We start from the raw sequence: 20,430 nt of genomic DNA on the forward strand, positions 1-20,430 counted from the left end.
ATGACGGCACAGCAAACAGGAAGATATTCTAAGTACATCAGACCCATCAGCGTATTGTTTGATTTGATGGTGATTACTACTTTAAGTTTATACTTTTTCAGAGAGTTAAACCTAAACCAGTGGTATTACTTGACGTATCAAACAGTTACTTGGTTGTTCATTGCGCTGATTGTCCGTTATTATGAGGTCTTCCGATTTACCACACCGGTAGAAATCATCACTAAACTTGTCAAACAGTTTAGCATTTTTTTACTCGTTGTGATTGCGTTTTTCCCTTTTGCCAAAACAGCTATTTTCAGTGGTAGAGCCATAGCGATATTCGTGATTTTTAGTTTTGTTATCATCGTCGCATTCAAGTACTTCCTGTTTTTTTACTTAAAAAGATATCGTATAGTAACCGGCAGTAATTTCAGAAATGCAGTTATCATAGGCTATACGACAGAAGCTATTCGATTAAAAGAAGTTTTTGAAAACAGAAAAGATTACGGCTACCGATTTTACGGCTATTTTTCAGATAAAAAGCAAAATCCTGAAATTAAAGGAAAAGTAGAAGAAATCAAGAAATTCGTCATCGACAATAAAATAGATGAAATTTATTGTTCTTTGAATGAAATCTCCAACGAGAAATTAAAAGACTTGGTGGAGTTTGCCGATGAGAATAAAAAGGCAATCAAATTCATACCCGACACCAAAGAAATATTTTCTAAAAACCTGAAAATTGATTATTATGAATTGTTTCCGGTTTTATCACTTCAAAAAACCCAACTCCATAATCCTTATATCAAAGGGATTAAAAGAGCATTTGACATCGTTTTTTCTCTCTTTGTCATTGTATTTCTTTTGTCTTGGTTGATTCCTATACTGGCAGTTTTAATCAAACTCGAATCCAAAGGACCGGTATTTTTTAAACAAGGACGACCGGGCTTGGACGAGCAAGAATTTTTTTGTTACAAGTTTCGCTCTATGCAGGTGAACGGACATACCGAAAAAGAAGCGTCTAAAAATGATCCACGCGTTACGCGAATAGGAAAGTTCATGCGTAAAACGAGTGTTGATGAATTGCCACAGTTTTTCAATGTGCTTTTAGGCGATATGTCGGTGGTTGGTCCGAGACCGCATCTTTGGTCGCAAAACAAAGCTTATGCCAGTAAAATCAAAAAATACATGGTACGCCATTATGTTAAACCAGGGATTACCGGATTGGCTCAGGTAAAAGGTTTCCGTGGCGAAATTGAAACCGAAGAAGACATGATTAACCGAATCAAATTGGATGTGTTTTACATCGAAAATTGGTCGATGATAATGGACTTAAAAATCATTCTGCAAACAGTCATCAATATCTTTAAAGGAGAAGACAAGGCTTACTAGAACACCTCTTTGTCAATCAAATTTTTTATTTGAGCATCCAAGTCAAAAGTGTTAATCGATCTCTCGAAAACCTTTTGTTTTAGGGCTGCCAAATCCGATTTACTGAGCTGGGAAATCGCAGCTAATTGTCGATTCAATTCTTCAAAATTACCCACTGAAGCTACCCAACCCAATTGGTTTTGTGCCACTATGGCTTCGCCTTCTCCGCCGCCAAAATACAACACCGGAAATCCCAAAGAGGTATATTCAAAAATCTTAGAAGGAACGGAACCGTAAATTCGGGTTTTCAAAGGTACTAAAGCAATGTCATAGCTTGTCAATGTTTCGTGCAATGCTTTCCGATCCAGCATACCGTGGTATATTATTTTAGGGTTTTTCCCCTCAGCAATAAGCGATTCTATAGCGGTTTTTTCGGCTCCGTCGCCAAACAAATGCAATTCGATATTCAAATCGTTTAAATCGATTTGCTGACAGAGTTCAAAAACGCCCTGGGCAATACCTAAAAGTCCGGCAAAAAATAATTTTATCGGTTCATTTTCCACCGTTTTCAATGCTAACGAATTGGCTTTATGATCCGGAAAGTTGCGGTACAGAAAGGCTTTTTTTTCGGGGAAGAGCGTTTTAACATGCGTTAGGATTTCCTCCGATTGCCCAATAATAACCGTTGCTTTTTTGTAAATGAAACGTTCCATAAACAAAGAAACTTTATGCGAAAAAGAACCGGCTTTTACCGCTTGGAGTTCTATGGCAGCCAAAGGCCATAAGTCGGATATATTGAGAATGATTTTTTTGTTTTTAAACGATAAAACGAACACCGACAGAAACGATAGTAACAAAGGAGGCGATTGGACTATCACTTTTTTCGGCGTTTTACGAAATAATAAATAGCCAAATAAACACAATGAAAAAGATAATACAGAAAGTATGCGAACCAAAAGATTTTTACTCACACTCGGATAAATCCAAAGCCTTTTCACCGTGACATTATCCCGATGTTCCGTTACCGAAAATTTGCCTTGGTATTCCGGAAAAAGTTCGCCTTTCGGATAATTTCCTAGCGGACAAACAACGGAAACTTTGTAATTGTTTTGCTGTAATTTCAGCGCCAATTGTTCGATTCTATTCGCGGCAGCCCCTTTTTCGGGTGGATAATAATTGGATATAATTAGAATTTCCTCCATTACTTTTGCAACAGGATTTCAACAATGCGTTCCGATGCTTTTCCGTCCCAGAGTTCCGGTATTCCAGCCGGTTTCGGGCCATTTTTTAAAAAGGCACTGAACAGTTTTTCTAAGTTTTCTATGGAAGTGCCAACCAACGTATTGGTCCCGATGGTTTGGGTTTCAGGTCTTTCAGTATTGTTGCGCATGGTGAAACACGGAATGCCTAAAACTGTAGTTTCCTCCGAAATACCTCCGGAATCAGTTATCACGGCAAAGCTGTTTTTCACCAAAAACATAAAATTCAAATAGCCTTGTGGTTCCACCATTAGGGTGTTCTTCAGTTCGAGCGACCTATCGCCTAAAATAGCTTTGGTGCGCGGATGTACCGGGAAAATTATTTTCTTCTCACCGGCCAAAGCATCTATGCCTTGCAATAAGCTCAGTAAAGACTGCGCTTCATCTACATTGGCCGGGCGATGCAACGTTAAAACAATATAATTGCCCTTCTCTAATTTGAATTCTTCCCAAAATACAGGAGCGGAAAAGCGGTTTAAGTTTTGGGCTAAAGTGTCAATCATCACATTGCCTACAAAATGAATATCATTAGGATTAGCACCGTATTTCAATAAGTTTTCTGAAGCTGTGGTTGAGGTAGTGAAAAAGTAATCGGTGATGCTGTCGGTTACAATGCGGTTAATTTCTTCCGGCATCGTCATGTCGCCCGAACGAATTCCGGCTTCCACGTGAGTAACCTTGATGTTGCTTTTTTTGGCCACAATAGCACAAGCCATAGTCGAATTGACATCGCCAACAACCAATACTAAATCACAGGGATGTTGCTGCAATTCTTTTTCAAAAGCAACCATAATAGCCCCGGTTTGCTCAGCTTGAGTGCCGCTTTTTACTTCTAAATTGGCATTCGGGTGCGGAATGTTGAGCTCTTCAAAAAAAGTATCACTTAGGTTTTTATCGTAATGTTGACCGGTATGCACCAAACGATACGTGATTTCCACACCTTCACTTTGCTTTTTCTCAATGGCTTTAATGATGGGAGCAATTTTGATAAAATTTGGCCTTGCACCTGCAACGATTGTTATTTTCATAATTTGTTTGTCAAATGTGAAACAATTAATTGAGGTTTTCCGGACTTTGTTGGCCTAATTTCTTTTACCTCTTCAAATTTTATTTCAAATGGTTCATTCAAACTTTTCAGTATTTGAACTTTGATGCTTTCCAGAATATCATTATTGAAACCTTTGTCTGTAATATACTGAATTTCAATTCCTGATAACTCCTTTTGAATGACACAAAACTGTTTAATTTCCGGAATATGTTCAAAAATACCGGTAAAAGAATGTACTACTAAAAAATTTCCGGAAGGTGTTTTTACAATATCAGTATCTCGACCGATAATTTTTTGGATTATAGGCAATTGCAATTCTCTATGGGTTGGATAATTATTCCGAGCCATTTTTATACCAAGGTCTCCTATTTTATAGCGAATTAAAGGCATTGCGTAACCATTCAGGTTTGTTACAATTACATTCCCGATTTCTCCGTCTTCAACTTCATTTCCGTTTTCGTCTACTATTTCTACAAAAACATTAGTGGCCATCAGATACATACAATCTAAATCTTTCTGAGCGCCAATCATAAAGCCTTCCCCCGAACCATATGTTTCATACGTTTTGCACCCAAAAGTGTCTAGAATGGTTTTTTTATAGTAATCAAAAAGTTTATCGCCCCAAGAAATAGCTGATTTAAATTTAACTTTTATATTGTTTTCTTGAGCAATTTTTGCCATCACATAAAGGGAAGAGGCATATCCGGCCAAAACATAATCTTTATCATCCTTTAGTCCCTTCAGTACATTCTTAACATCAACTTCATTGTGAGAGAAAGCTTGAACATATTTTGTTCTGAAAAAGAAATCTTTATATTTCTTCAATCCAAGTCTTTTCGGGTTAATTCCGGTTTGAATCAATTTATCACCAAGCTCATAATTTGCCCATTTCCACCACAATAATTGGGTTGCTCTATTAATGGTTTGCTCTTTTTTATTCCAATAAATAATGGTTTGCTCTCCTGTCGAACCGCTGCTTCCGTTTTTTAAAAGATTTTTTTTAGGTTCCGTTAAAATAGATTCTGTATTTTTTTTTAAAACAGGCTTTGTTAAGATTGGAAACTTTTTTAAGCTTTCGATAGGGTTATTATTATCAATGTTGATGTTCAGCTTTTTATAATACTCGGAACGACCAACAGCATGCTTCAATAATAACGAAAGTTTTTGTTGTTGTAATGCGGCTATTTCTGTTTCAGACAATCGGGTAAAATCATCCAGTTTTTTCAATTCTTTTGTCAAAGGAATGCCAAAAATGAACTCACTTATCGGGAGAATAATCCTTTTTAAAATTGTATTGTAAACGTCCATTTTAACTCTTCGGAATGATTTTAGAAAACAATCAAATCTATTTTTTTCAAAAATAAGAAAACCAAACCCTAATTACTTCAAACCACAATTTTTTTTAAAAGATTATCTTTAAACTCCAATCAAAACAAACTACTTTTGCGGAACAACTACAAACAACACATTATGACTATTTTACTACTGGGTTCCGGAGGAAGGGAACATGCATTAGCCTATAAATTATTACAAAGTCCGTCTTGTCAAAAACTTTTTGTAGCACCCGGAAATGCCGGTACTGCTGCCATTGCAACTAATGTTGTGGTAAGTCCAACAGATTTTGAAGCACTTAAAGTATTAGTGCTGAGCGAAAACATAAATATGGTAGTAGTAGGGCCGGAAGATCCTTTGGTACAAGGGGTTTATGACTTTTTTAAAAATGATCCTCAAATCAGCCACGTTCCGGTAATTGGTCCTTCCAAATTAGGGGCGCAACTTGAGGGCAGTAAAGAATTTGCCAAAGAGTTTTTGGTCAAACACAAAATCCCGACAGCTGCATATGCCAGCTTTACCGCCGAAACCGTAGAGCAAGGCTGTCAATTTTTAACCACTTTACAACCGCCTTATGTATTAAAAGCCGACGGATTAGCTGCCGGTAAAGGTGTTTTAATTTTGAATGATTTACAAGAAGCTCAAACCGAATTGCGCAATATGTTGGTCAATGCCAAGTTTGGCGCTGCGAGTTCCAAAGTAGTTATCGAAGAATTTTTAGATGGTATTGAGTTGAGTTGTTTCGTGTTAACCGACGGTAAGAATTACAAACTATTGCCAACGGCCAAAGATTATAAGCGAATAGGAGAAGGCGATACCGGATTGAATACCGGAGGAATGGGTGCTGTTTCACCGGTGCCGTTTGCGGATGAAGTGTTGATGGAAAAAATCGAAACTCGCATTGTGAAACCTACCGTTGCCGGTTTACAAAAAGACGGTATCGAGTACAAAGGATTTGTGTTTATCGGTTTGATTATTGTCAAAGGAGAACCCATGGTAATTGAGTACAATGTAAGAATGGGCGATCCGGAAACCGAAGTGGTGATGCCGAGAATCCAATCGGATTTGGTGACTTTATTTCAGGCGGTTGCCGAACAAAAACTGGATGAAGTTAACTTGATCATTGATTCGCGTAGCGCTACTACGATTATGGTAGTTTCGGGCGGTTATCCCGAAGAGTACGATAAAGGATTTACTATTTCGGGTATTGAAAGTATTTCGGATTCGATAGTGTTTCACGCCGGAACTAAGTTAGAAAATGGTCAGGTGGTAACCAATGGCGGAAGGGTTTTAGCGGTGACTTCTTTCGGAGATACTTACCAAGAAGCCATAAAAAAATCTTACCAAAACATAAACAAGTTACATTTTGATAAGATGTATTTCAGGAAAGATATCGGCTTTGACTTAGCTTAAGAAAGAGTGAGCCGTTGTATCTTGGTTTTCTTCGTTGTTTTCTTGGTGTTTTTTCAACTCTTTGCACCAGTACACGATGTACTTGCAACAAACAATGATTAAAACCCAACTGATAATATTCGCTAACCACCAATTGCTCAATTCTAAATCGCGTAACCAATCGAAAGGTTTGAATAGAAAGTCTACAAATAAAGTCTGAATAGCTTCGAAAAATGCTTTCATTGTATAAAATGTTATATTTACACCACAAATGTATAAAATATCCTCATGATTACAAGCATTTTTAAAAAATCGAGCATCGTTAATTATGTCTTGGTGTTTCTTTTGCTTACCGCGACTTTCTTTATCTACCAAAACAGCTTGTTGAGCCAGTCTGTCAATGCCGCTGGAAGTTCTTCTAATGCGTTGTTAATCATTATTTTATTGGTGTGCTTCTTCTTGGTTAACTTTATAGTCAAGAAAAATGGTCTCACCAAAGACAGCAGTTATACCATATTGTTTTTCTTGTTGTTTTTGCTGCTTTTTCCTTCCGTTTTTAGTCATACCAATCTGTTATTTGCCAATTTCTTTTTGCTGTTGGCCATGCGAAGATTAATTTCACTTCAAACTTTAAAAGCACCAAAAGAGAAAATATTTGACGCTTCTATTTGGATTTTTATCGCTTCATTATTCCATTTTTGGTGTATTCTTTTTGTGCTATTGGTCTATATTTCTATTGTTTTCCATGTTTCACGTGACTATAGAAACTGGCTCCTACCATTTGTAGCCTTGGTAGCTACAGCAGTAGTGTTTTTATTTTTGGCTTTATTGATAGACCAGTCGTGGTTGAATCATATAGTAAAACAAGCCCAAATGAATTTCGAGTTGGATTATTTTACCCATAATTACCAAAATGCAGCCTTGTCTTTTTATGTAGTTGTTTCTTTGTATTTCCTGCTATCTATGATTTTTACGTTAACCAACAGACCGTTGATTTTACAAGCTTCATACAAGAAAATGGTTTTCGGATTTTTAATTGGCAGTGTGGTTTTTTTGTTTTCGCCTGAAAAAAACAATGCGATGTTGTTGTTTACTTTTTTCCCTCTGGCGGTAATGACTACTAACAATATCGAATACTCCCAAAACAAGATGTATCAGGAAATCGTACTGTTGTTATTAATCGTCGGGAGTTTTATTGCCTTTTTTGCCCAATTATAGTTTGCTGCCATAGGCCAAATCTCCGGCATCGCCCAATCCGGGAATAATGTAGTTTTTCTCATTCAGTCGATCATCCAAAGCTGCGACCCACAAGTGACAATTTTCAGGTAGATTTTCTTCCAAGTAGGCAATTCCCTCCGGAGCTGCAATAACTACTGCAATGTGAATTTCTTTAGGTTTTTGTTCCAAATGCAATTTGTGTAAAACGGCCACGATGGATTGTCCGGTGGCCAGCATCGGATCAATTAAGATAAGGTTTTTATCTTCAAAAGATGGCGCCGCTTGGTATTCTACTAAAATTTCAAACTTATCATCGTTGTCATAATGATGGCGATAAGCCGAAACAAATCCGTTTTCCGCATTGTCAAAAATGTTCATAAATCCGGTATGTAAAGCCAGTCCGGCTCGAAGGATAGAACACAAAACCACATGATCGGCGATGGTAGTGGTGTGTTTGATGCCTAGCGGCGTTTGAACATCAATGTTTTTGTATTCAAGTGTTTTACTCAATTCATAAGCCATGATTTCTCCGATACGTTCTATATTTTTTCGAAATCGCATACTGTCTTTTTGAATCGCAACATCTCGAATTTGGGCCAAGAAATGATTGAGGATACTATTTTGCTCAGAAATGTAATGAATATGCATGGACGACTTAAATTTTGTTGAGGTAAAAGTATAAAAAACTATCTTTGTACCTGTGACCTTTTGGTCAATTACTATGAAATAAAATAGAATCTGAATTATGTTTTCACAATTTGCTTTCCCAATTTTCGAACAGAGTATCAAAGATTATCACATCATCGATGATGTTTACCAACCTACTTTAAACCCTTACGCCAAAGGAAGTATAGAGTATTTATTGTATGCAAAAAATTGGGTAGATACCGTTCAATGGCATTATGAAGACATCATTCGCGATCCCAATATTGACCCGATTGCGGCTTTGGATTTAAAAAGAAAAATCGATGCCTCCAACCAAGTTCGTACTGATATGGTTGAATATATCGACAGTTACTTTTTACAGAAATACAAAGATGTATCAGTAAAACCTGGAGCCAAAATCAATACGGAAAGTCCGGCTTGGGCTATAGACCGTTTGTCGATTTTAGCTTTAAAAATTTACCACATGAGCGAAGAAGCTAACCGCGCTGAAGCCAGTGAAGAACACAGAGCCAAGTGTCAGGAAAAGTTAAACGTATTGCTGGATCAGAAAAATGACATGTTTGTGTCTATCAATGACTTGTTGACCGATATTGAAAACGGCAACAAATACATGAAAGTATACAAACAAATGAAAATGTACAACGACGAAGAATTGAATCCGGTGTTATACCAAAATAAAAAATAACCCTTATTGTCATTTCGACGTAGGACGAATTTCATCACGCTATATCGATTATGTGATTTCTCTTTCGTCGAAATGATAAGTTAATCTCATTTAATTGTCAGACAAAATCCAACATATAGCCGTCATCCGATTGTCTGCCATGGGTGATGTTGCGATGACTGTTCCTGTTCTCCGTGCTTTTGTTCGGCAACATCAAGGCGTTAAAATCACGGTGGTTTCCCGTCCGTTTTTCCAGCCTTTCTTCGATGAAATTCCGAATGTAAGTTTCTTTGCAGTCGATCTTAACGGCAGACACAAAGGTACTATGGGTTTGTTTAAATTATATGCTGATTTAAAGAAGCTAAATATTGATGCCATAGCCGATTTACACAACGTATTGCGCTCTATAGTACTTAGAAATCTATTTGCGTTAGGCGGCAAAAAAGTAGCGTATACCGACAAGGGCAGAGCTGAAAAAAAAGCCTTAACCCGTGCTGAAAATAAAATCTTTGAACCCGTAAAATCGATGGTGGAACGCCATGTAGAAACATTCAAAAATTTAGGTTTCTACATCGACTTGATGAATCCTGTTTTTCCGGATAAAGCCAAACTTCCGGATGAAATCTTGAAAATTTTCGGAGAGAAAAATAATCTTCATTGGATTGGAATCGCCCCTTTTGCCCAATACGAGAGCAAGGTTTATCCGCTCGATTTAATGCAAAAAGTGATTGATGAACTAGCCAATAACACCACTCACAAGATTTTACTATTCGGCGGTGGCAAGAAAGAAACCGAACTGCTGCATACCTTAGCCGCTGACAAAAACAATGTAATAGTGGTGGCCGGAAAAGTAAAATTTTTACAAGAGTTGCAGTTAATTTCCAATCTCGATGTAATGCTGTCTATGGATTCCGGTAATGCGCATATTGCCGCTATGTTGGGTGTTAAAGTCGTTACACTTTGGGGCGCCACACATCCGTATGCCGGATTCAAACCGTTCAATCAGCCATACGAAAATTGTTTGACTGCCGACAGGACTAAATATCCGCTTTTGCCAACTTCAGTCTACGGAAATAAAACAGTTCAGGGCTATGAAGACGTTATGCGAACCATTTCTGTGGATGATGTGGTGGCAAAAATAAATTCCAATCTTGCCTAAACAAAATTGGAATTTAAAAGTGATTGTTGTTTGAGTTTTAAAGACTACACGTCGTCAAAATCCACGTAAATTTCAGTAGTAGTCGGATGCGCTTGACAAGTTAAAATCAATCCTTCGGCCACTTCACTATCGGTTAAAATCGAATTCTTTTTCATCACAGCAGCACCATTAGTAATTCTTGCCAAACAAGAACTGCAAATACCGCCCTGACAAGAGTAAGGCGCATCAATGCCCTGTTTCAAAGCGGCTTCCAATAGGGTTTGCTTTTGCGACATCTCGAAAGTGGTTTCTTCATCATCTACCAAAACCGTGATTTTAGTGTGACCTTCTTGAGAAGTAACAGCCGAATTGTCTGCTGCGGATGACGTAGAAAACAATTCAAATTTGATGTTTTTCTCGGCCACATTGTGTTCTTTCAAAACCCCAGAAACCAAGTTAATCATTTCTTCCGGACCGCATAAATAAAACTTATCGAACGTTTTTTCTTTGTGTTTGTTGTGCAGTACGAAGTTAACGGTTGATTTGTCAATACGACCAAAAAGTTCGTTGTCTACTTTAGTCTGACTGTACACAAAATGAACAAAAAAGCGACCGACATATTTCAGTTGTAAGTCGTGTAATTCATCGTGAAAGATGGTTTCCTCCGGTGTTTTATTCCCGTAAACCAATACAAATGAACTGTTGGGTTCGCCTTCCAAAACCGATTTCAATATAGACATTACCGGTGTAATCCCGCTACCGGCCGCAAAAGCCGCATAGTTTTTTTGATTGGTGAAAGAAGGTTCAAAAGTAAATCTTCCTTCGGGTTGACCGACTTCCAAAAGATCGCCTACTTTCAAATGCTCGTTGGCAAACTTTGAAAAGTGTCCGTTTTTAACCGATTTTATAGCAATGCGCAATTCACCGCTGTTCGGCGAAGAACATACAGAATAAGCCCGTCGAACTTCCTGACCGTCAAGGGTTAATTTTAAGTTCACGTATTGCCCGGCGGTAAATTGGTAAGCCGATTGTAATTCGGCCGGAATGGTAAAAGCAACGGAAATAGCGCTTGGCGTTTCGCGTTTTACCTCTTTAATGTGTAGTTTATAGAAAGTGGACATGAGTTTTTATTTTTTACAAAGGTAGCGAACGAATCACTTTTGAGAAAAAAATAATTTATACCTAAGATTTTTATGTATATAAAAAACTTAGGTATATTTGTTAGTGTAAATTCAGTTCAATGAAAAATTCACAATTGTACAAAGGCAGTCTGACTACCATAGTTATGAAGCTTTTGGAAGAAAACGGCAGAATGTACGGGTATGAAATCACCCAAAAAGTAAAAGAGATTACGCAAGGTGAATTGAAAATCACCGAAGGCGCACTGTATCCGGCTTTACACAAACTGGAAGCCGACGGCGTACTCGAAGTAGAAATTGAAAATGTTGACAATCGCCTACGCAAATACTACAAACTCACCGAAAAAGGTACTGCCGAAACCGTGAACCGATTGGCAGAGTTGGATGATTTTATCAGAAACATGCAAGCTTTAGTACAACCTAAATTAGATACAATATGAAACTAAGTAAGGACGAAATCTTGTTTATTGACACTTATCTTCTAAGTAACAATGTTATTTATGTTGACATTCGGCAGGAAATGGTAGATCATATTGCGTCTGGAGTAGAAGATAAAATGGTTTCGGAACAGCTTGATTTTTATAACGCCTTCAAACAGTATATGCTGGTTAATAAAAAAGATATTCTGAAAAGTAATAAACATCGCTGGAGTTTTTCGTTATCAACTATAGTTCAGTTTCTTCTTTTTCTAGGAAAGCCCCTTATGTTGATTTTCGGAGTTCTGTTCTACGTTGTTTTTAAAAACCTCGATGTTAATCAATATTTTTCTGAAGACTTTACCATTAATAATTTGTTTTTCGCGTTGGTATTTACGGCTGCAATTTTTCAGCAGGTTTATATGAAGTATCAACTTAGAAAGCAATTTTATAAAGTTGAAAAAGTGTCTCAGCTATTAGTTTTAATCTACTTCGGGCAACTTTTTTTCTTCCCCGTTTTTGAAAAAGCGCCTCCATCAGTAATAACACTCACTATTTTTAGCTTCCTGTTTTTTGGATATGTTTCTTATTTTATACAAGAACTCATAAAATTTAATCGACAACAAATCAGTTATCTGAAATCATGAAACTCACCGCCGAACAAATCGAAAAGCTTTATGCTTTTACGCGCCAGCATTATGTAGAATACTACGATTTGCAAACCGAGTTGGTCGACCATTTGGCTAATGCTATAGAAGCACAATGGGAGCAAAACCCGAAACTATCTTTTGAGGAAGCACTGCGAATCGAATTCAAAAAATTCGGTGTTTTCGGGTTTATGGACGTGGTGGAAAAACGCCAAGCAACCCTGCAAAAAAAGTACAATCAATTGGTTTGGAAGGAACTCAAAACTTTTTTCCGCTTGCCTAAAATTATAGGAACGTTAGCAGCAGTAGGCATCATTTTTTACGCTTTAAAGCTGTTCCAACAAGATGTTTTTATTGTTCAAATGACTTTTGTGGTTTTGGTCGTTTCCTTTTTTGTCGGGATTTTTTGGTTGTCCAGAAAGAATAAAAAGAATCACCGTAAAACCGGGAAGAAATGGTTGCTCAAAGAAATCATTTTTGGTTATGGTTCCTTCACGGGATTGATGAATTTGCCGATTCAAATCGCTCTTCACATTAAAGGAGACAATTACAATGATTGGGCTTTGCTATTGGTTAGCTTTCTGTTGATTATTATGGCTTTAGCTGAATATATTGTGCTGGTCTTAATTCCGACAAGGGCCGAAACTTTTTTGAAAGAGACTTATCCTGAGTACGAATTAGTCAACTAATTTGTAACTTTTTTCTATCTTTAGAAACTAACTCACAAACCTTAAACCAAATAACATGTTCAAACATTTTATCAGGCTCGAATGGAAATCTTTTGTCCGTTCGGCTTCTTTTGGGACCAATCTCGCGCTGAAAATTATCATGGGATTGGGAGCGTTGTATTTTATTGCCTGTTTTGCTATTTTGGGTACCGCCGTCTTCTTTATTCTGGAAGACGAAGGAATGGAACCACTGGCCGCCATCAACAAATTCATGATTTACTATGTATTGTTCGATTTGGTGATTCGTTATTTTTTACAAAAAATGCCGGTAACCAATATCAAACCGCTCTTGATTCTGCCTATTAAACGAAGCACGATTGTGCATTATTCCTTGGGTAAGACAACCATTTCGTTTTTCAATATTTTACACGCTTTTTTCTTTGTACCGTTCACTGCAGTCTTGTTGTATAAAGGCTATGGATACCAAGTCATACTATGGCATTTGGCCTTGATGGCGTTGATTTACACTAATAATTTCTTGAATATTTTAGTCAACAGTAAAAATACCGTTTTTTACATTGTATTGTTACTTTTAGCCGCTTTGGCTTCTTCTCAATATTACCATGTTTTTGATATTACGGTTTACAGTCAACCGTTCTTTCAAAACATGTATGACACTAATTATTGGTTTTTGATTCCGGTATTTTTGGTTGCCCTTGTTTATTACAGCGCTTATAATTTTTTTAAGAATCGCCTGAATCTTGACGATGGTTTGGCCAAAAAAAGCGAAGTAGCTAAAACCGAAAATTTCACCTGGTTGGATCAGTTCGGCACTTTGGGGACTTTCCTCAAAAACGATATTCGATTACTCAAACGCAACAAACGTTCGAGAACGACTTTGATTATGAGCTTCATCTTTATTTTTTATGGGTTATTGTTTTTTACCCAATCGATAGAAGCGTATGACAATCCATGGATGAAGGTTTTTGCCGGAATTTTTGTTTCGGGTGGATTTTTATTCACTTTCGGGCAGTTTGTGCCGAGTTGGGACAGTGCGTATTACCAACTCATGATGAGTCAAAATATTCAGTACCGTGAATACATCAGTTCTAAATGGTGGCTCATGGTAATCGGTACGGTAATTTCAACCTTGATTGCCTCTTTCTATTTGTATTTCGGATTGCACACTTATTTGATTATTGTGGCCGGTGCCATTTTTAACATCGGAGTGAATTCGCATTTGGTGATGTTGGGCGGCGCCTTTGTCAAAACACCAATCGACTTAACCACTTCCAAACAAGCTTTCGGCGACAAGCAAGCGTTCAACGTGAAAACCATGTTGATTTCTTTGCCTAAAATGTTGGTACCGATGGGATTGTATACTGTTGGGTACTATTTGATTTCGCCTAACGCAGGTTTGGTTTTTGTGGCTGCAGCCGGTATTTTAGGCTTTGCCTTCCGCAACTATGTTTTCGACAAAATTGAAAAGATTTATAAATCTGAGAAGTACGCCACCATTGCGGCCTACAAACAAAAAAACTAATCCATAACTACTAAATTACAAGAAACATGATACAAGTTACTAACCTTTCAAAAAAATATACCAACGGTGTTCGCGTGTTAAACATTGAACATTTGGAAATTCCCAAAGGACAAAGCTTCGGATTAGTGGGCAACAACGGAGCCGGAAAAACTACATTTTTCAGTTTGTTACTCGACTTAATCCAACCCAGTACCGGAAAAATTGTGACCAATGGGATTCAAGTCAATACCAGCGAAGCCTGGAAACCTTTTACTGCCGCGTTTATAGATGAAAGTTTTTTAATAGGTTACTTAACAGCTGAAGAATATTTTTATTTCATCGGAGATTTACGCGGTCAAAACAAAGCCGATGTGGATGCCTTGTTGGCCAAACACGAAGAGTTTTTCAATGGCGAAATCCTTAACAGCAAAAAATACCTTCGAGATTTATCGAAAGGAAACATGAAAAAAGTCGGGATTATTGCAGCTTTAATAGGTGATCCTGAAGTAGTTATTTTGGACGAGCCTTTTGCCAATTTAGATCCGACGACCGTTAATCGCTTGAAAAAAATCATCAAAGAATTAGCCGATGATCCTAACCGAACTATTTTGGTTTCGAGTCACGATTTGGCGCACACGGTTGAGGTTTGTAACCGAATTGTAGCCTTGCATTTAGGCGAAGTGGTGAAAGACATTCAAACCTCGCCGGAAACCTTGAAAGAATTGGAAGCGTTTTTTGCGGTGTAATTTTTTTGCCATATCAAAAAGAAACGTATTTTTACCAGTTAGTTATACAATTTATAACAATTTGACGTTATACTAAAAATACGTTTCGCCTTGAAAACCAATACGCTTAAATATCTTCTCTATACAGGATTGTTTCTTTTTTTGATAGCTTGTTCTACCAAAAAAAACACATTCCTTTCCCGTAACTCTCACGCTTTAAGTACCGAGTATAACATTTTATACAACGGTCAATTGGCTTTGGATAAAGGGATTGAAGATGTAAAGCTGCAAAATAAAGACAACTTCTGGGAGCTGCTTCCTATCGAAAGAATGCAAATCACCGAAGATAAAATGTTACCCGGCGATAACCGAAACGCCAATTTTCAGAGAGCTGAGGAAAAAGCCACTAAAGCCATCCAAAAACATTCGATGTACATCCAAGGGTCGGAAAAAAACCCTCAAATGGATGAAGCGCATTTGTTGTTAGGTAAATCGAGATATTACGAACAACGTTTCGTTCCGGCTTTGGAAGCCTTCAACTATGTGTTGTACAAATATCCAAAGAGCGATAAAATTTACGAGGTAAAGATTTGGCGTGAAAAAACCAATATGCGTTTGGAGAACGATGCGATAGCCGTTAACAACCTGACCAAATTACTCAAAGAAATCAAATTCAAAGACCAAATTTTTGCTGATGCAAATGCTGCATTGGCGCAAGCCTTTCTGAACTTGGAGCAAAAAGACAGCGCTATAGCCAAAATTAAGTTGGCTACCGAATTCACGAAATCCAACGAAGAAAAAGCCCGCTACCGTTTTATTCTGGGACAATTGTATGAAAGCTTAGGCTACAAAGACAGTGCTTTTGCCAAATACCAAGAAGTGATTGATATGAATCGTAAAGCGGCGCGTCAATATGTGATTCAGGCGCATGCCAAACAAGCCGGACAGTTTGATTACATTAAAGGCGATACGATTGCTTTTCTGAAAAAATTCAACGATTTAATTGAAGATCGTGAAAACCGACCGTATTTGGATGTATTGCATCACCAAGTAGCGTTGTTTTACGACAAAAACCAAAATATTCCACAGGCCAAAAAGCATTACAATATCTCGCTCAAGAAAAAGGGAACAGACACGTATTTGGCCGCTTCTAACTACAGAAATTTGGCAGATATTTACTTTGATTCTGCTAAATATGCCACGGCAGGAAAGTATTTCGACAGCACTTTGGTTAATTTAAAACCCAGAACGCGCGAATTCAATCTTATCAAAAAGAAGCGAGAAAACTTAGACGATGTCATCAAATACGAAGGCATTGCTCAAACTAATGACAGTATTATTTCTTTGTATAAAATGTCTAACGAAGAAAGAGTTGCTTACTTTGAGAAGTACATTGAGAAAATCAAGAAAGAAGAAGCTGCCGCGATGAAGTTGGCTGAAAAAGAAGCGCAAATCAAAGAAAATCAAGAACGGAATTCCGGAAATGTTACAGAGGACAATGGTAAATCCGGCGGTGCTGAATCTCCTAAGTCAAATAAAGGCAATCAAAGTTCCTTTTATTTTTACAATCCGACAACAGTAGCTTTTGGCCAAAAGGAATTCCAGAAAAAATGGGGAAAAGTTACCTTGCAGGACAATTGGAGAAACTCGGCTGCAACCGGAAGTTTGAAAGGTAAAGAAAACGAAAGTAAAGAGGAAGAGTTAGCTGAAGAAACCAAAGACATTGCCAAAACAGACGAACGCTTTACCCCCGATTTTTATATCAAACAAGTGCCAACTGATGCCGTTTTGATTGACAGTTTGAGCAAAGAGCGAAACTTTGCTTATTACCAATTGGGAATCATCTACAAAGAAAAATTCAAGGAATACCAATTGTCTGCCGATAAGCTAGAGCAATTGCTAAAAAATAATCCTGAAGAACGTTTGGTTTTGCCGTCCATGTATCATTTGTACAAGGTGTATGAGTTGATTGATAAAACGAAGGCAGAAGCCATGAAATCTCGCATCATATCGCTTTACCCAGAATCCAGATATGCGCAAATTTTAGCCAACTCGAGTAGTCAATTGGCGGAAGAAGGCGGTTCGCCAAAATCAGTTTATGAAAACCTGTATGAAAGGTATCTGAATCATGAGTACAAAACTGTATTAGCCGAAATTAACGAAGCAATCGATCGTTTTACCGGTGATGAAATTGTACCGAAATTAGAATTGTTGAAAGCCAATTTAATCGGGAAATTATCCGGTTTAGAAGAATATCGGAAAGCACTAAACTTCGTGGCCCTTAACTACCCGAACAGCGAAGAAGGGAAAAGAGCCGAGCGAATGATTTCTGTCGATTTACCAAAGCTTCAGGCTTTACAACTTTCGAGTTTAGATTCCAAGAACTGGAAAATTTTGTACGCTACCAAAGATTTTGAAGACAAAAGCACTAAAATATTACGTGAAAAAATCGCTAAATTTATCAAAGAAAGAGGTTTAGAAAAGCTGAATGTTTCTTTGGATATTTACACAATGACCGATAATTTTATAGTAATTCACGGGTTGAATTCCAAAGATTTAGCCGATGGTATCACTGCCATTTTGAAAGACTACAAAGATTACAAGGTACAAGAAACACCGATTATAATCTCGGCCGAGAATTATACGATTGTTCAGATTAAGAAAAATATAGATGAGTTCTTAGCCGGAAATTTAACAGCAACACCAACCCAACCTAATTGGGACGGAACCTACGAGAAACCGGTTGTTCAACAAGAACAAAAACCAGTTCAAATTCAGGATCAGCCTAAGAAAGAAGTTCAAGATAAACAAAAGAATAACGCTCCTGTGAAACCATCAACCAGCATTGAGAGTAAAGACGGCGAATTTGGTTTACCGCCGGCACCACAGATGGGAAATCCGGGTAAAAAAGGATAGTCATGTTTGAGAAAAGTCCGAAATCATACACCGATTTATTGGGTAAAACCAACCGTATCGTAGAAGGCACCACCATTACCGGCGACATCAATTCTCCGGCAGACTTTCGGTTAGACGGCCATTTGATTGGCAATTTTCAATCGAAAGGTAAAATAGTAATTGGACCTGCCGGCAGCGTTAAAGGCGATATCATTTGTAAAAACGCTGATATAGAAGGTCATTTTGAAGGAAAAATACAAGTTTTGGAAATACTGAACGTAAAATCCAAATCCCATATAAAAGGTGAAGTAGTTTGCGGAAAACTTTCGGTAGAACCGGGTGCCGAATTCAGCGCTTCCTGCGTGATGAAACCCAACGTAAAAAATCTTCCGCATCATGGACCAACCAAAGAAGAACAAAGCGCCTAACAAATGGTTGGTTCTGATTAATATTCCCATTCAAATGGGAATCATCATTTTTCTTTTTGCCACTTTGGGAGATTGGCTCGATGAAAAATATCCCAACCCCAAAAATTGGTATGTTAAAATCCTCGTGATTATTGGCGTTGCCGTGGCCTTTTACAACATCAATCGCCAACTGAAAGAAATCAATAAAAATGACTAAAACTCCTAATGTAAGCAGGTTTGTAAAGACCTTAGTTCCTCTTTTTTTATTTTCGATTGTTGCTTTTATCATTCATTATTTCTGGACAGAAAATTATGTGCCAGAGGCCGAATCGTCGCAATGGGTTTATTCAGTAGCTTCTTTGTACGCGCTCTTTTTTGTTTTTTCTTTGGTCATTATGAGTGTGTTGTTGCTCGTAAGGGCTAAAAATTTGGATTATGTCGGCTATACTTTCTTAATTACAACTTCTGTAAAAATGGGAGTGGCGTATTTTTTATTCCGACCTATTTTGGCTGTAACCACTCGAGAAGTTTCAATCGAAAAGACCAACTTCTTTATTATTTTTATTTGTTTTTTGACAATAGAAACACTTCTAACCATCAGAATTTTAAATAATAAGTAATAAATCAGATAAAAATTGATAGTTCAATCAAAAAAACAAAACTTATACTTTTTCATATTAATTAAAATTGTACTTTTGCGCCAAATTTGAAGAAATAAAATCTTAGATAAAATCAGATATGGTGATTTCAAAAAAACCACTCCATTTTATAGTTGCAGCTTTAGTAGCATTTTTGCCATTAGTTACCGTTGCAAATACTGAAAGCGATTCAACTGCCGTTGCCCAAAATCCGGCTGCTACCGAAACAGCTGCAGCAAGCCATGAAGGAGAATCGAAAGATTTAAAAACCGAGATTAAAGAGTTTATCAACCATCACTTGCAGGATTCGTATGACTTCCATTTGTTTTCTTACGAAGATGATGCCAAAGTAGAACACCACATTGGTTTTCCATTACCGGTAATTTTATGGGATAACGGCTTGCAATTATTTTCTTCCTCTGCTTTTCACCACGGTGAAAGTACTGCCGAAAGCAATGGAAACTACTACCGACTATTTCACGGAAAAATTTACAAAGTATCCGGAGCAGAAGGTGAAGTAACCCTTGACGAGAAACACCACGCAACCAACGAAAAACCATTGGATTTTTCCATCACTAAAAACGTGTTTATGATGTTGGTGGTTTCTATCATAATGTTCTTCCTATTTACCGGTTTAGCAAAATCATACGCTAAAAACGGCGGTATTGCTAAAGGAGCAGGACGTTTCTTTGAGCCAATTATTCTTTACATCAGAGATGATATCGCTATTCCTAATATTGGAAAGAACTACAAAAAATACATGAGTTATTTGTTAACGATTTTCTTCTTCGTTTGGTTCCTGAACCTATTTGGTTTAACACCGCTGGGAGTAAACGTAACCGGAAACATTGCCATCACAGCAGGTTTAGCTTTGATAACTTATTTAATCACTACCTTTACTGCTAATAAAAATTATTGGGGTCACATTTTTTGGATGCCGGGTGTACCTGCGCCAATGAAATTGGTTTTGGCACCAATCGAATTATTGGGAACTATCATTAAGCCGTTCTCGTTAATGATTCGTCTTTATGCAAATATTGTAGCAGGTCACGTAGTTTTGATGAGCATCATCGGTTTGATGTTTATCTTCAAAAACTGGATCGGAAGCAGTTTGTCTTTCGTTTTGGCTTTTGCCTTATCATTGTTGGAAATTTTAGTAGCAGCTTTACAAGCCTACATTTTTACCATGTTATCAGCACTTTATTTTGGTGCAGCCAATGAGGAACATCACCACGGGGACGAGCATCATTAAAAAATGTCCACCGGACATTTTGTGCGAGTAGCCAGATGGCGCGTTGGCGTATTAATA

At 37.5% G+C, this 20,430-nt stretch carries 21 protein-coding genes; 15 read left to right on the plus strand and 6 right to left on the minus strand.

Annotated features, from left to right (window positions below; all coding sequences use genetic code 11):
• Entirely contained in the window at positions 1–1,368 is a 1,368-nt protein-coding gene (locus Q0M21_RS02025) for an undecaprenyl-phosphate glucose phosphotransferase (protein ID WP_295333990.1), read from the plus strand.
• Here Q0M21_RS02025 and Q0M21_RS02030 read toward each other — a convergent pair.
• Genes Q0M21_RS02030 through Q0M21_RS02040 form a run of 3 tightly spaced genes read right to left on the minus strand, consistent with a single transcriptional unit; the run spans position 1,365 to position 4,962 of the window.
• On the minus strand, positions 1,365–2,549 hold the full coding sequence (locus Q0M21_RS02030) for a glycosyltransferase family 4 protein (RefSeq protein WP_295333992.1): 1,185 nt from the start codon (positions 2,547–2,549) through the stop codon (positions 1,365–1,367). The genes Q0M21_RS02025 and Q0M21_RS02030 overlap by 4 nt on opposite strands.
• Positions 2,549–3,634 carry a non-hydrolyzing UDP-N-acetylglucosamine 2-epimerase gene (gene wecB / locus Q0M21_RS02035; RefSeq protein WP_295333994.1) on the minus strand — a complete coding sequence of 362 codons (1,086 nt, stop codon included), beginning with the start codon at positions 3,632–3,634 and terminating at the stop codon, positions 2,549–2,551. Before wecB ends, Q0M21_RS02030 begins: the two co-directional genes overlap by 1 nt.
• Positions 3,631–4,962 carry a hypothetical protein gene (locus Q0M21_RS02040; RefSeq protein ID WP_295333997.1) on the minus strand — a complete coding sequence of 444 codons (1,332 nt, stop codon included), beginning with the start codon at positions 4,960–4,962 and terminating at the stop codon, positions 3,631–3,633. Before Q0M21_RS02040 ends, wecB begins: the two co-directional genes overlap by 4 nt.
• A gap of 162 nt (positions 4,963–5,124) precedes the next feature.
• Here Q0M21_RS02040 and purD point away from each other — a divergent pair, with 162 nt between their 5' ends.
• Positions 5,125–6,399: a phosphoribosylamine--glycine ligase gene (purD, locus tag Q0M21_RS02045; protein WP_295334000.1), complete on the plus strand. Its 1,275-nt coding sequence runs from the start codon at positions 5,125–5,127 to the stop codon at positions 6,397–6,399.
• Here purD and Q0M21_RS02050 read toward each other — a convergent pair.
• On the minus strand, positions 6,391–6,621 hold the full coding sequence (locus tag Q0M21_RS02050) for a uracil phosphoribosyltransferase (RefSeq protein WP_295334003.1): 231 nt from the start codon (positions 6,619–6,621) through the stop codon (positions 6,391–6,393). The genes purD and Q0M21_RS02050 overlap by 9 nt on opposite strands.
• Positions 6,622–6,666: 45 nt before the next feature.
• Here Q0M21_RS02050 and Q0M21_RS02055 point away from each other — a divergent pair, with 45 nt between their 5' ends.
• A complete protein-coding gene (locus Q0M21_RS02055; RefSeq protein ID WP_295334006.1) occupies positions 6,667–7,596 on the plus strand; it encodes a DUF6427 family protein in 930 nt (309 codons plus the stop codon).
• Here the strand turns inward: Q0M21_RS02055 and upp are convergent.
• Positions 7,591–8,244, minus strand: a complete 654-nt coding sequence (upp, locus tag Q0M21_RS02060) for a uracil phosphoribosyltransferase (RefSeq protein ID WP_295334009.1) — start codon at positions 8,242–8,244, stop codon at positions 7,591–7,593. The genes Q0M21_RS02055 and upp overlap by 6 nt on opposite strands.
• 97 nt (positions 8,245–8,341) lie before the next feature.
• Between upp and Q0M21_RS02065 the strand changes: the two genes are divergently transcribed.
• Entirely contained in the window at positions 8,342–8,947 is a 606-nt protein-coding gene (locus Q0M21_RS02065; RefSeq protein WP_295334012.1) for a DUF4254 domain-containing protein, read from the plus strand.
• A 139-nt stretch (positions 8,948–9,086) separates the two neighbouring features.
• A complete protein-coding gene (locus tag Q0M21_RS02070; RefSeq protein ID WP_295334128.1) occupies positions 9,087–10,085 on the plus strand; it encodes a glycosyltransferase family 9 protein in 999 nt (332 codons plus the stop codon).
• A gap of 44 nt (positions 10,086–10,129) precedes the next feature.
• Here the strand turns inward: Q0M21_RS02070 and Q0M21_RS02075 are convergent, their stop codons facing one another.
• Positions 10,130–11,185 (minus strand): ferredoxin--NADP reductase, encoded by a 1,056-nt coding sequence (locus Q0M21_RS02075; protein ID WP_295334014.1) that lies wholly within the window; start codon positions 11,183–11,185, stop codon positions 10,130–10,132.
• 119 nt (positions 11,186–11,304) lie between these two features.
• Between Q0M21_RS02075 and Q0M21_RS02080 the strand changes: the two genes are divergently transcribed.
• From Q0M21_RS02080 to atpB, 10 genes are all read left to right on the plus strand, one after another.
• Positions 11,305–11,643 carry a PadR family transcriptional regulator gene (locus Q0M21_RS02080; RefSeq protein ID WP_295334017.1) on the plus strand — a complete coding sequence of 113 codons (339 nt, stop codon included), beginning with the start codon at positions 11,305–11,307 and terminating at the stop codon, positions 11,641–11,643.
• Entirely contained in the window at positions 11,640–12,266 is a 627-nt protein-coding gene (locus tag Q0M21_RS02085; RefSeq protein ID WP_295334020.1) for a hypothetical protein, read from the plus strand. The genes Q0M21_RS02080 and Q0M21_RS02085 overlap by 4 nt, the downstream gene beginning before the upstream one ends.
• The gene (locus tag Q0M21_RS02090; protein ID WP_295334023.1) at positions 12,263–12,955 is read left to right on the plus strand and encodes a hypothetical protein; all 693 of its coding nucleotides are present in this window, start codon (positions 12,263–12,265) and stop codon (positions 12,953–12,955) included. The genes Q0M21_RS02085 and Q0M21_RS02090 overlap by 4 nt, the downstream gene beginning before the upstream one ends.
• A gap of 55 nt (positions 12,956–13,010) precedes the next feature.
• A complete protein-coding gene (locus Q0M21_RS02095; RefSeq protein WP_295334026.1) occupies positions 13,011–14,477 on the plus strand; it encodes a DUF5687 family protein in 1,467 nt (488 codons plus the stop codon).
• Positions 14,478–14,503: 26 nt separating this feature from the next.
• Positions 14,504–15,202: an ABC transporter ATP-binding protein gene (locus Q0M21_RS02100; protein ID WP_295334029.1), complete on the plus strand. Its 699-nt coding sequence runs from the start codon at positions 14,504–14,506 to the stop codon at positions 15,200–15,202.
• 90 nt (positions 15,203–15,292) lie between these two features.
• Positions 15,293–18,097 carry a gliding motility protein gene (locus tag Q0M21_RS02105; RefSeq protein WP_295334032.1) on the plus strand — a complete coding sequence of 935 codons (2,805 nt, stop codon included), beginning with the start codon at positions 15,293–15,295 and terminating at the stop codon, positions 18,095–18,097.
• A gap of 2 nt (positions 18,098–18,099) precedes the next feature.
• Positions 18,100–18,504, plus strand: coding sequence for a polymer-forming cytoskeletal protein (locus Q0M21_RS02110; RefSeq protein ID WP_295334035.1), 405 nt, complete (start codon positions 18,100–18,102; stop codon positions 18,502–18,504).
• Positions 18,473–18,700: an AtpZ/AtpI family protein gene (locus Q0M21_RS02115; RefSeq protein WP_295334038.1), complete on the plus strand. Its 228-nt coding sequence runs from the start codon at positions 18,473–18,475 to the stop codon at positions 18,698–18,700. The genes Q0M21_RS02110 and Q0M21_RS02115 overlap by 32 nt, the downstream gene beginning before the upstream one ends.
• On the plus strand, positions 18,693–19,103 hold the full coding sequence (locus tag Q0M21_RS02120; protein ID WP_295334040.1) for a hypothetical protein: 411 nt from the start codon (positions 18,693–18,695) through the stop codon (positions 19,101–19,103). Before Q0M21_RS02115 ends, Q0M21_RS02120 begins: the two co-directional genes overlap by 8 nt.
• Positions 19,104–19,221: 118 nt before the next feature.
• A complete protein-coding gene (atpB, locus tag Q0M21_RS02125; RefSeq protein ID WP_295334049.1) occupies positions 19,222–20,373 on the plus strand; it encodes a F0F1 ATP synthase subunit A in 1,152 nt (383 codons plus the stop codon).
• The last annotated feature ends 57 nt before the right edge of the window (positions 20,374–20,430 follow it).

This window comes from Flavobacterium sp. (assembly GCF_024710485.1).
In the GTDB taxonomy this organism is placed as follows: Bacteria; Bacteroidota; Bacteroidia; order Flavobacteriales; family Flavobacteriaceae; genus Flavobacterium.

What these genes read in the sequence shown, in the direction of transcription:
- Q0M21_RS02025 (WP_295333990.1), top strand. Translation starts at nt 1, where the DNA reads ATGACGGCACAGCAAACAGGAAGATATTCTAAGTACATCAGACCCATC.
- Q0M21_RS02030 (WP_295333992.1), bottom strand. Translation starts at nt 2,549, where the DNA reads ATGGAGGAAATTCTAATTATATCCAATTATTATCCACCCGAAAAAGGG.
- wecB (WP_295333994.1), bottom strand. Translation starts at nt 3,634, where the DNA reads ATGAAAATAACAATCGTTGCAGGTGCAAGGCCAAATTTTATCAAAATT.
- Q0M21_RS02040 (WP_295333997.1), bottom strand. Translation starts at nt 4,962, where the DNA reads ATGGACGTTTACAATACAATTTTAAAAAGGATTATTCTCCCGATAAGT.
- purD (WP_295334000.1), top strand. Translation starts at nt 5,125, where the DNA reads ATGACTATTTTACTACTGGGTTCCGGAGGAAGGGAACATGCATTAGCC.
- Q0M21_RS02050 (WP_295334003.1), bottom strand. Translation starts at nt 6,621, where the DNA reads ATGAAAGCATTTTTCGAAGCTATTCAGACTTTATTTGTAGACTTTCTA.
- Q0M21_RS02055 (WP_295334006.1), top strand. Translation starts at nt 6,667, where the DNA reads ATGATTACAAGCATTTTTAAAAAATCGAGCATCGTTAATTATGTCTTG.
- upp (WP_295334009.1), bottom strand. Translation starts at nt 8,244, where the DNA reads ATGCATATTCATTACATTTCTGAGCAAAATAGTATCCTCAATCATTTC.
- Q0M21_RS02065 (WP_295334012.1), top strand. Translation starts at nt 8,342, where the DNA reads ATGTTTTCACAATTTGCTTTCCCAATTTTCGAACAGAGTATCAAAGAT.
- Q0M21_RS02070 (WP_295334128.1), top strand. Translation starts at nt 9,087, where the DNA reads ATGGGTGATGTTGCGATGACTGTTCCTGTTCTCCGTGCTTTTGTTCGG.
- Q0M21_RS02075 (WP_295334014.1), bottom strand. Translation starts at nt 11,185, where the DNA reads ATGTCCACTTTCTATAAACTACACATTAAAGAGGTAAAACGCGAAACG.
- Q0M21_RS02080 (WP_295334017.1), top strand. Translation starts at nt 11,305, where the DNA reads ATGAAAAATTCACAATTGTACAAAGGCAGTCTGACTACCATAGTTATG.
- Q0M21_RS02085 (WP_295334020.1), top strand. Translation starts at nt 11,640, where the DNA reads ATGAAACTAAGTAAGGACGAAATCTTGTTTATTGACACTTATCTTCTA.
- Q0M21_RS02090 (WP_295334023.1), top strand. Translation starts at nt 12,263, where the DNA reads ATGAAACTCACCGCCGAACAAATCGAAAAGCTTTATGCTTTTACGCGC.
- Q0M21_RS02095 (WP_295334026.1), top strand. Translation starts at nt 13,011, where the DNA reads ATGTTCAAACATTTTATCAGGCTCGAATGGAAATCTTTTGTCCGTTCG.
- Q0M21_RS02100 (WP_295334029.1), top strand. Translation starts at nt 14,504, where the DNA reads ATGATACAAGTTACTAACCTTTCAAAAAAATATACCAACGGTGTTCGC.
- Q0M21_RS02110 (WP_295334035.1), top strand. Translation starts at nt 18,100, where the DNA reads ATGTTTGAGAAAAGTCCGAAATCATACACCGATTTATTGGGTAAAACC.
- Q0M21_RS02115 (WP_295334038.1), top strand. Translation starts at nt 18,473, where the DNA reads ATGGACCAACCAAAGAAGAACAAAGCGCCTAACAAATGGTTGGTTCTG.
- Q0M21_RS02120 (WP_295334040.1), top strand. Translation starts at nt 18,693, where the DNA reads ATGACTAAAACTCCTAATGTAAGCAGGTTTGTAAAGACCTTAGTTCCT.
- atpB (WP_295334049.1), top strand. Translation starts at nt 19,222, where the DNA reads ATGGTGATTTCAAAAAAACCACTCCATTTTATAGTTGCAGCTTTAGTA.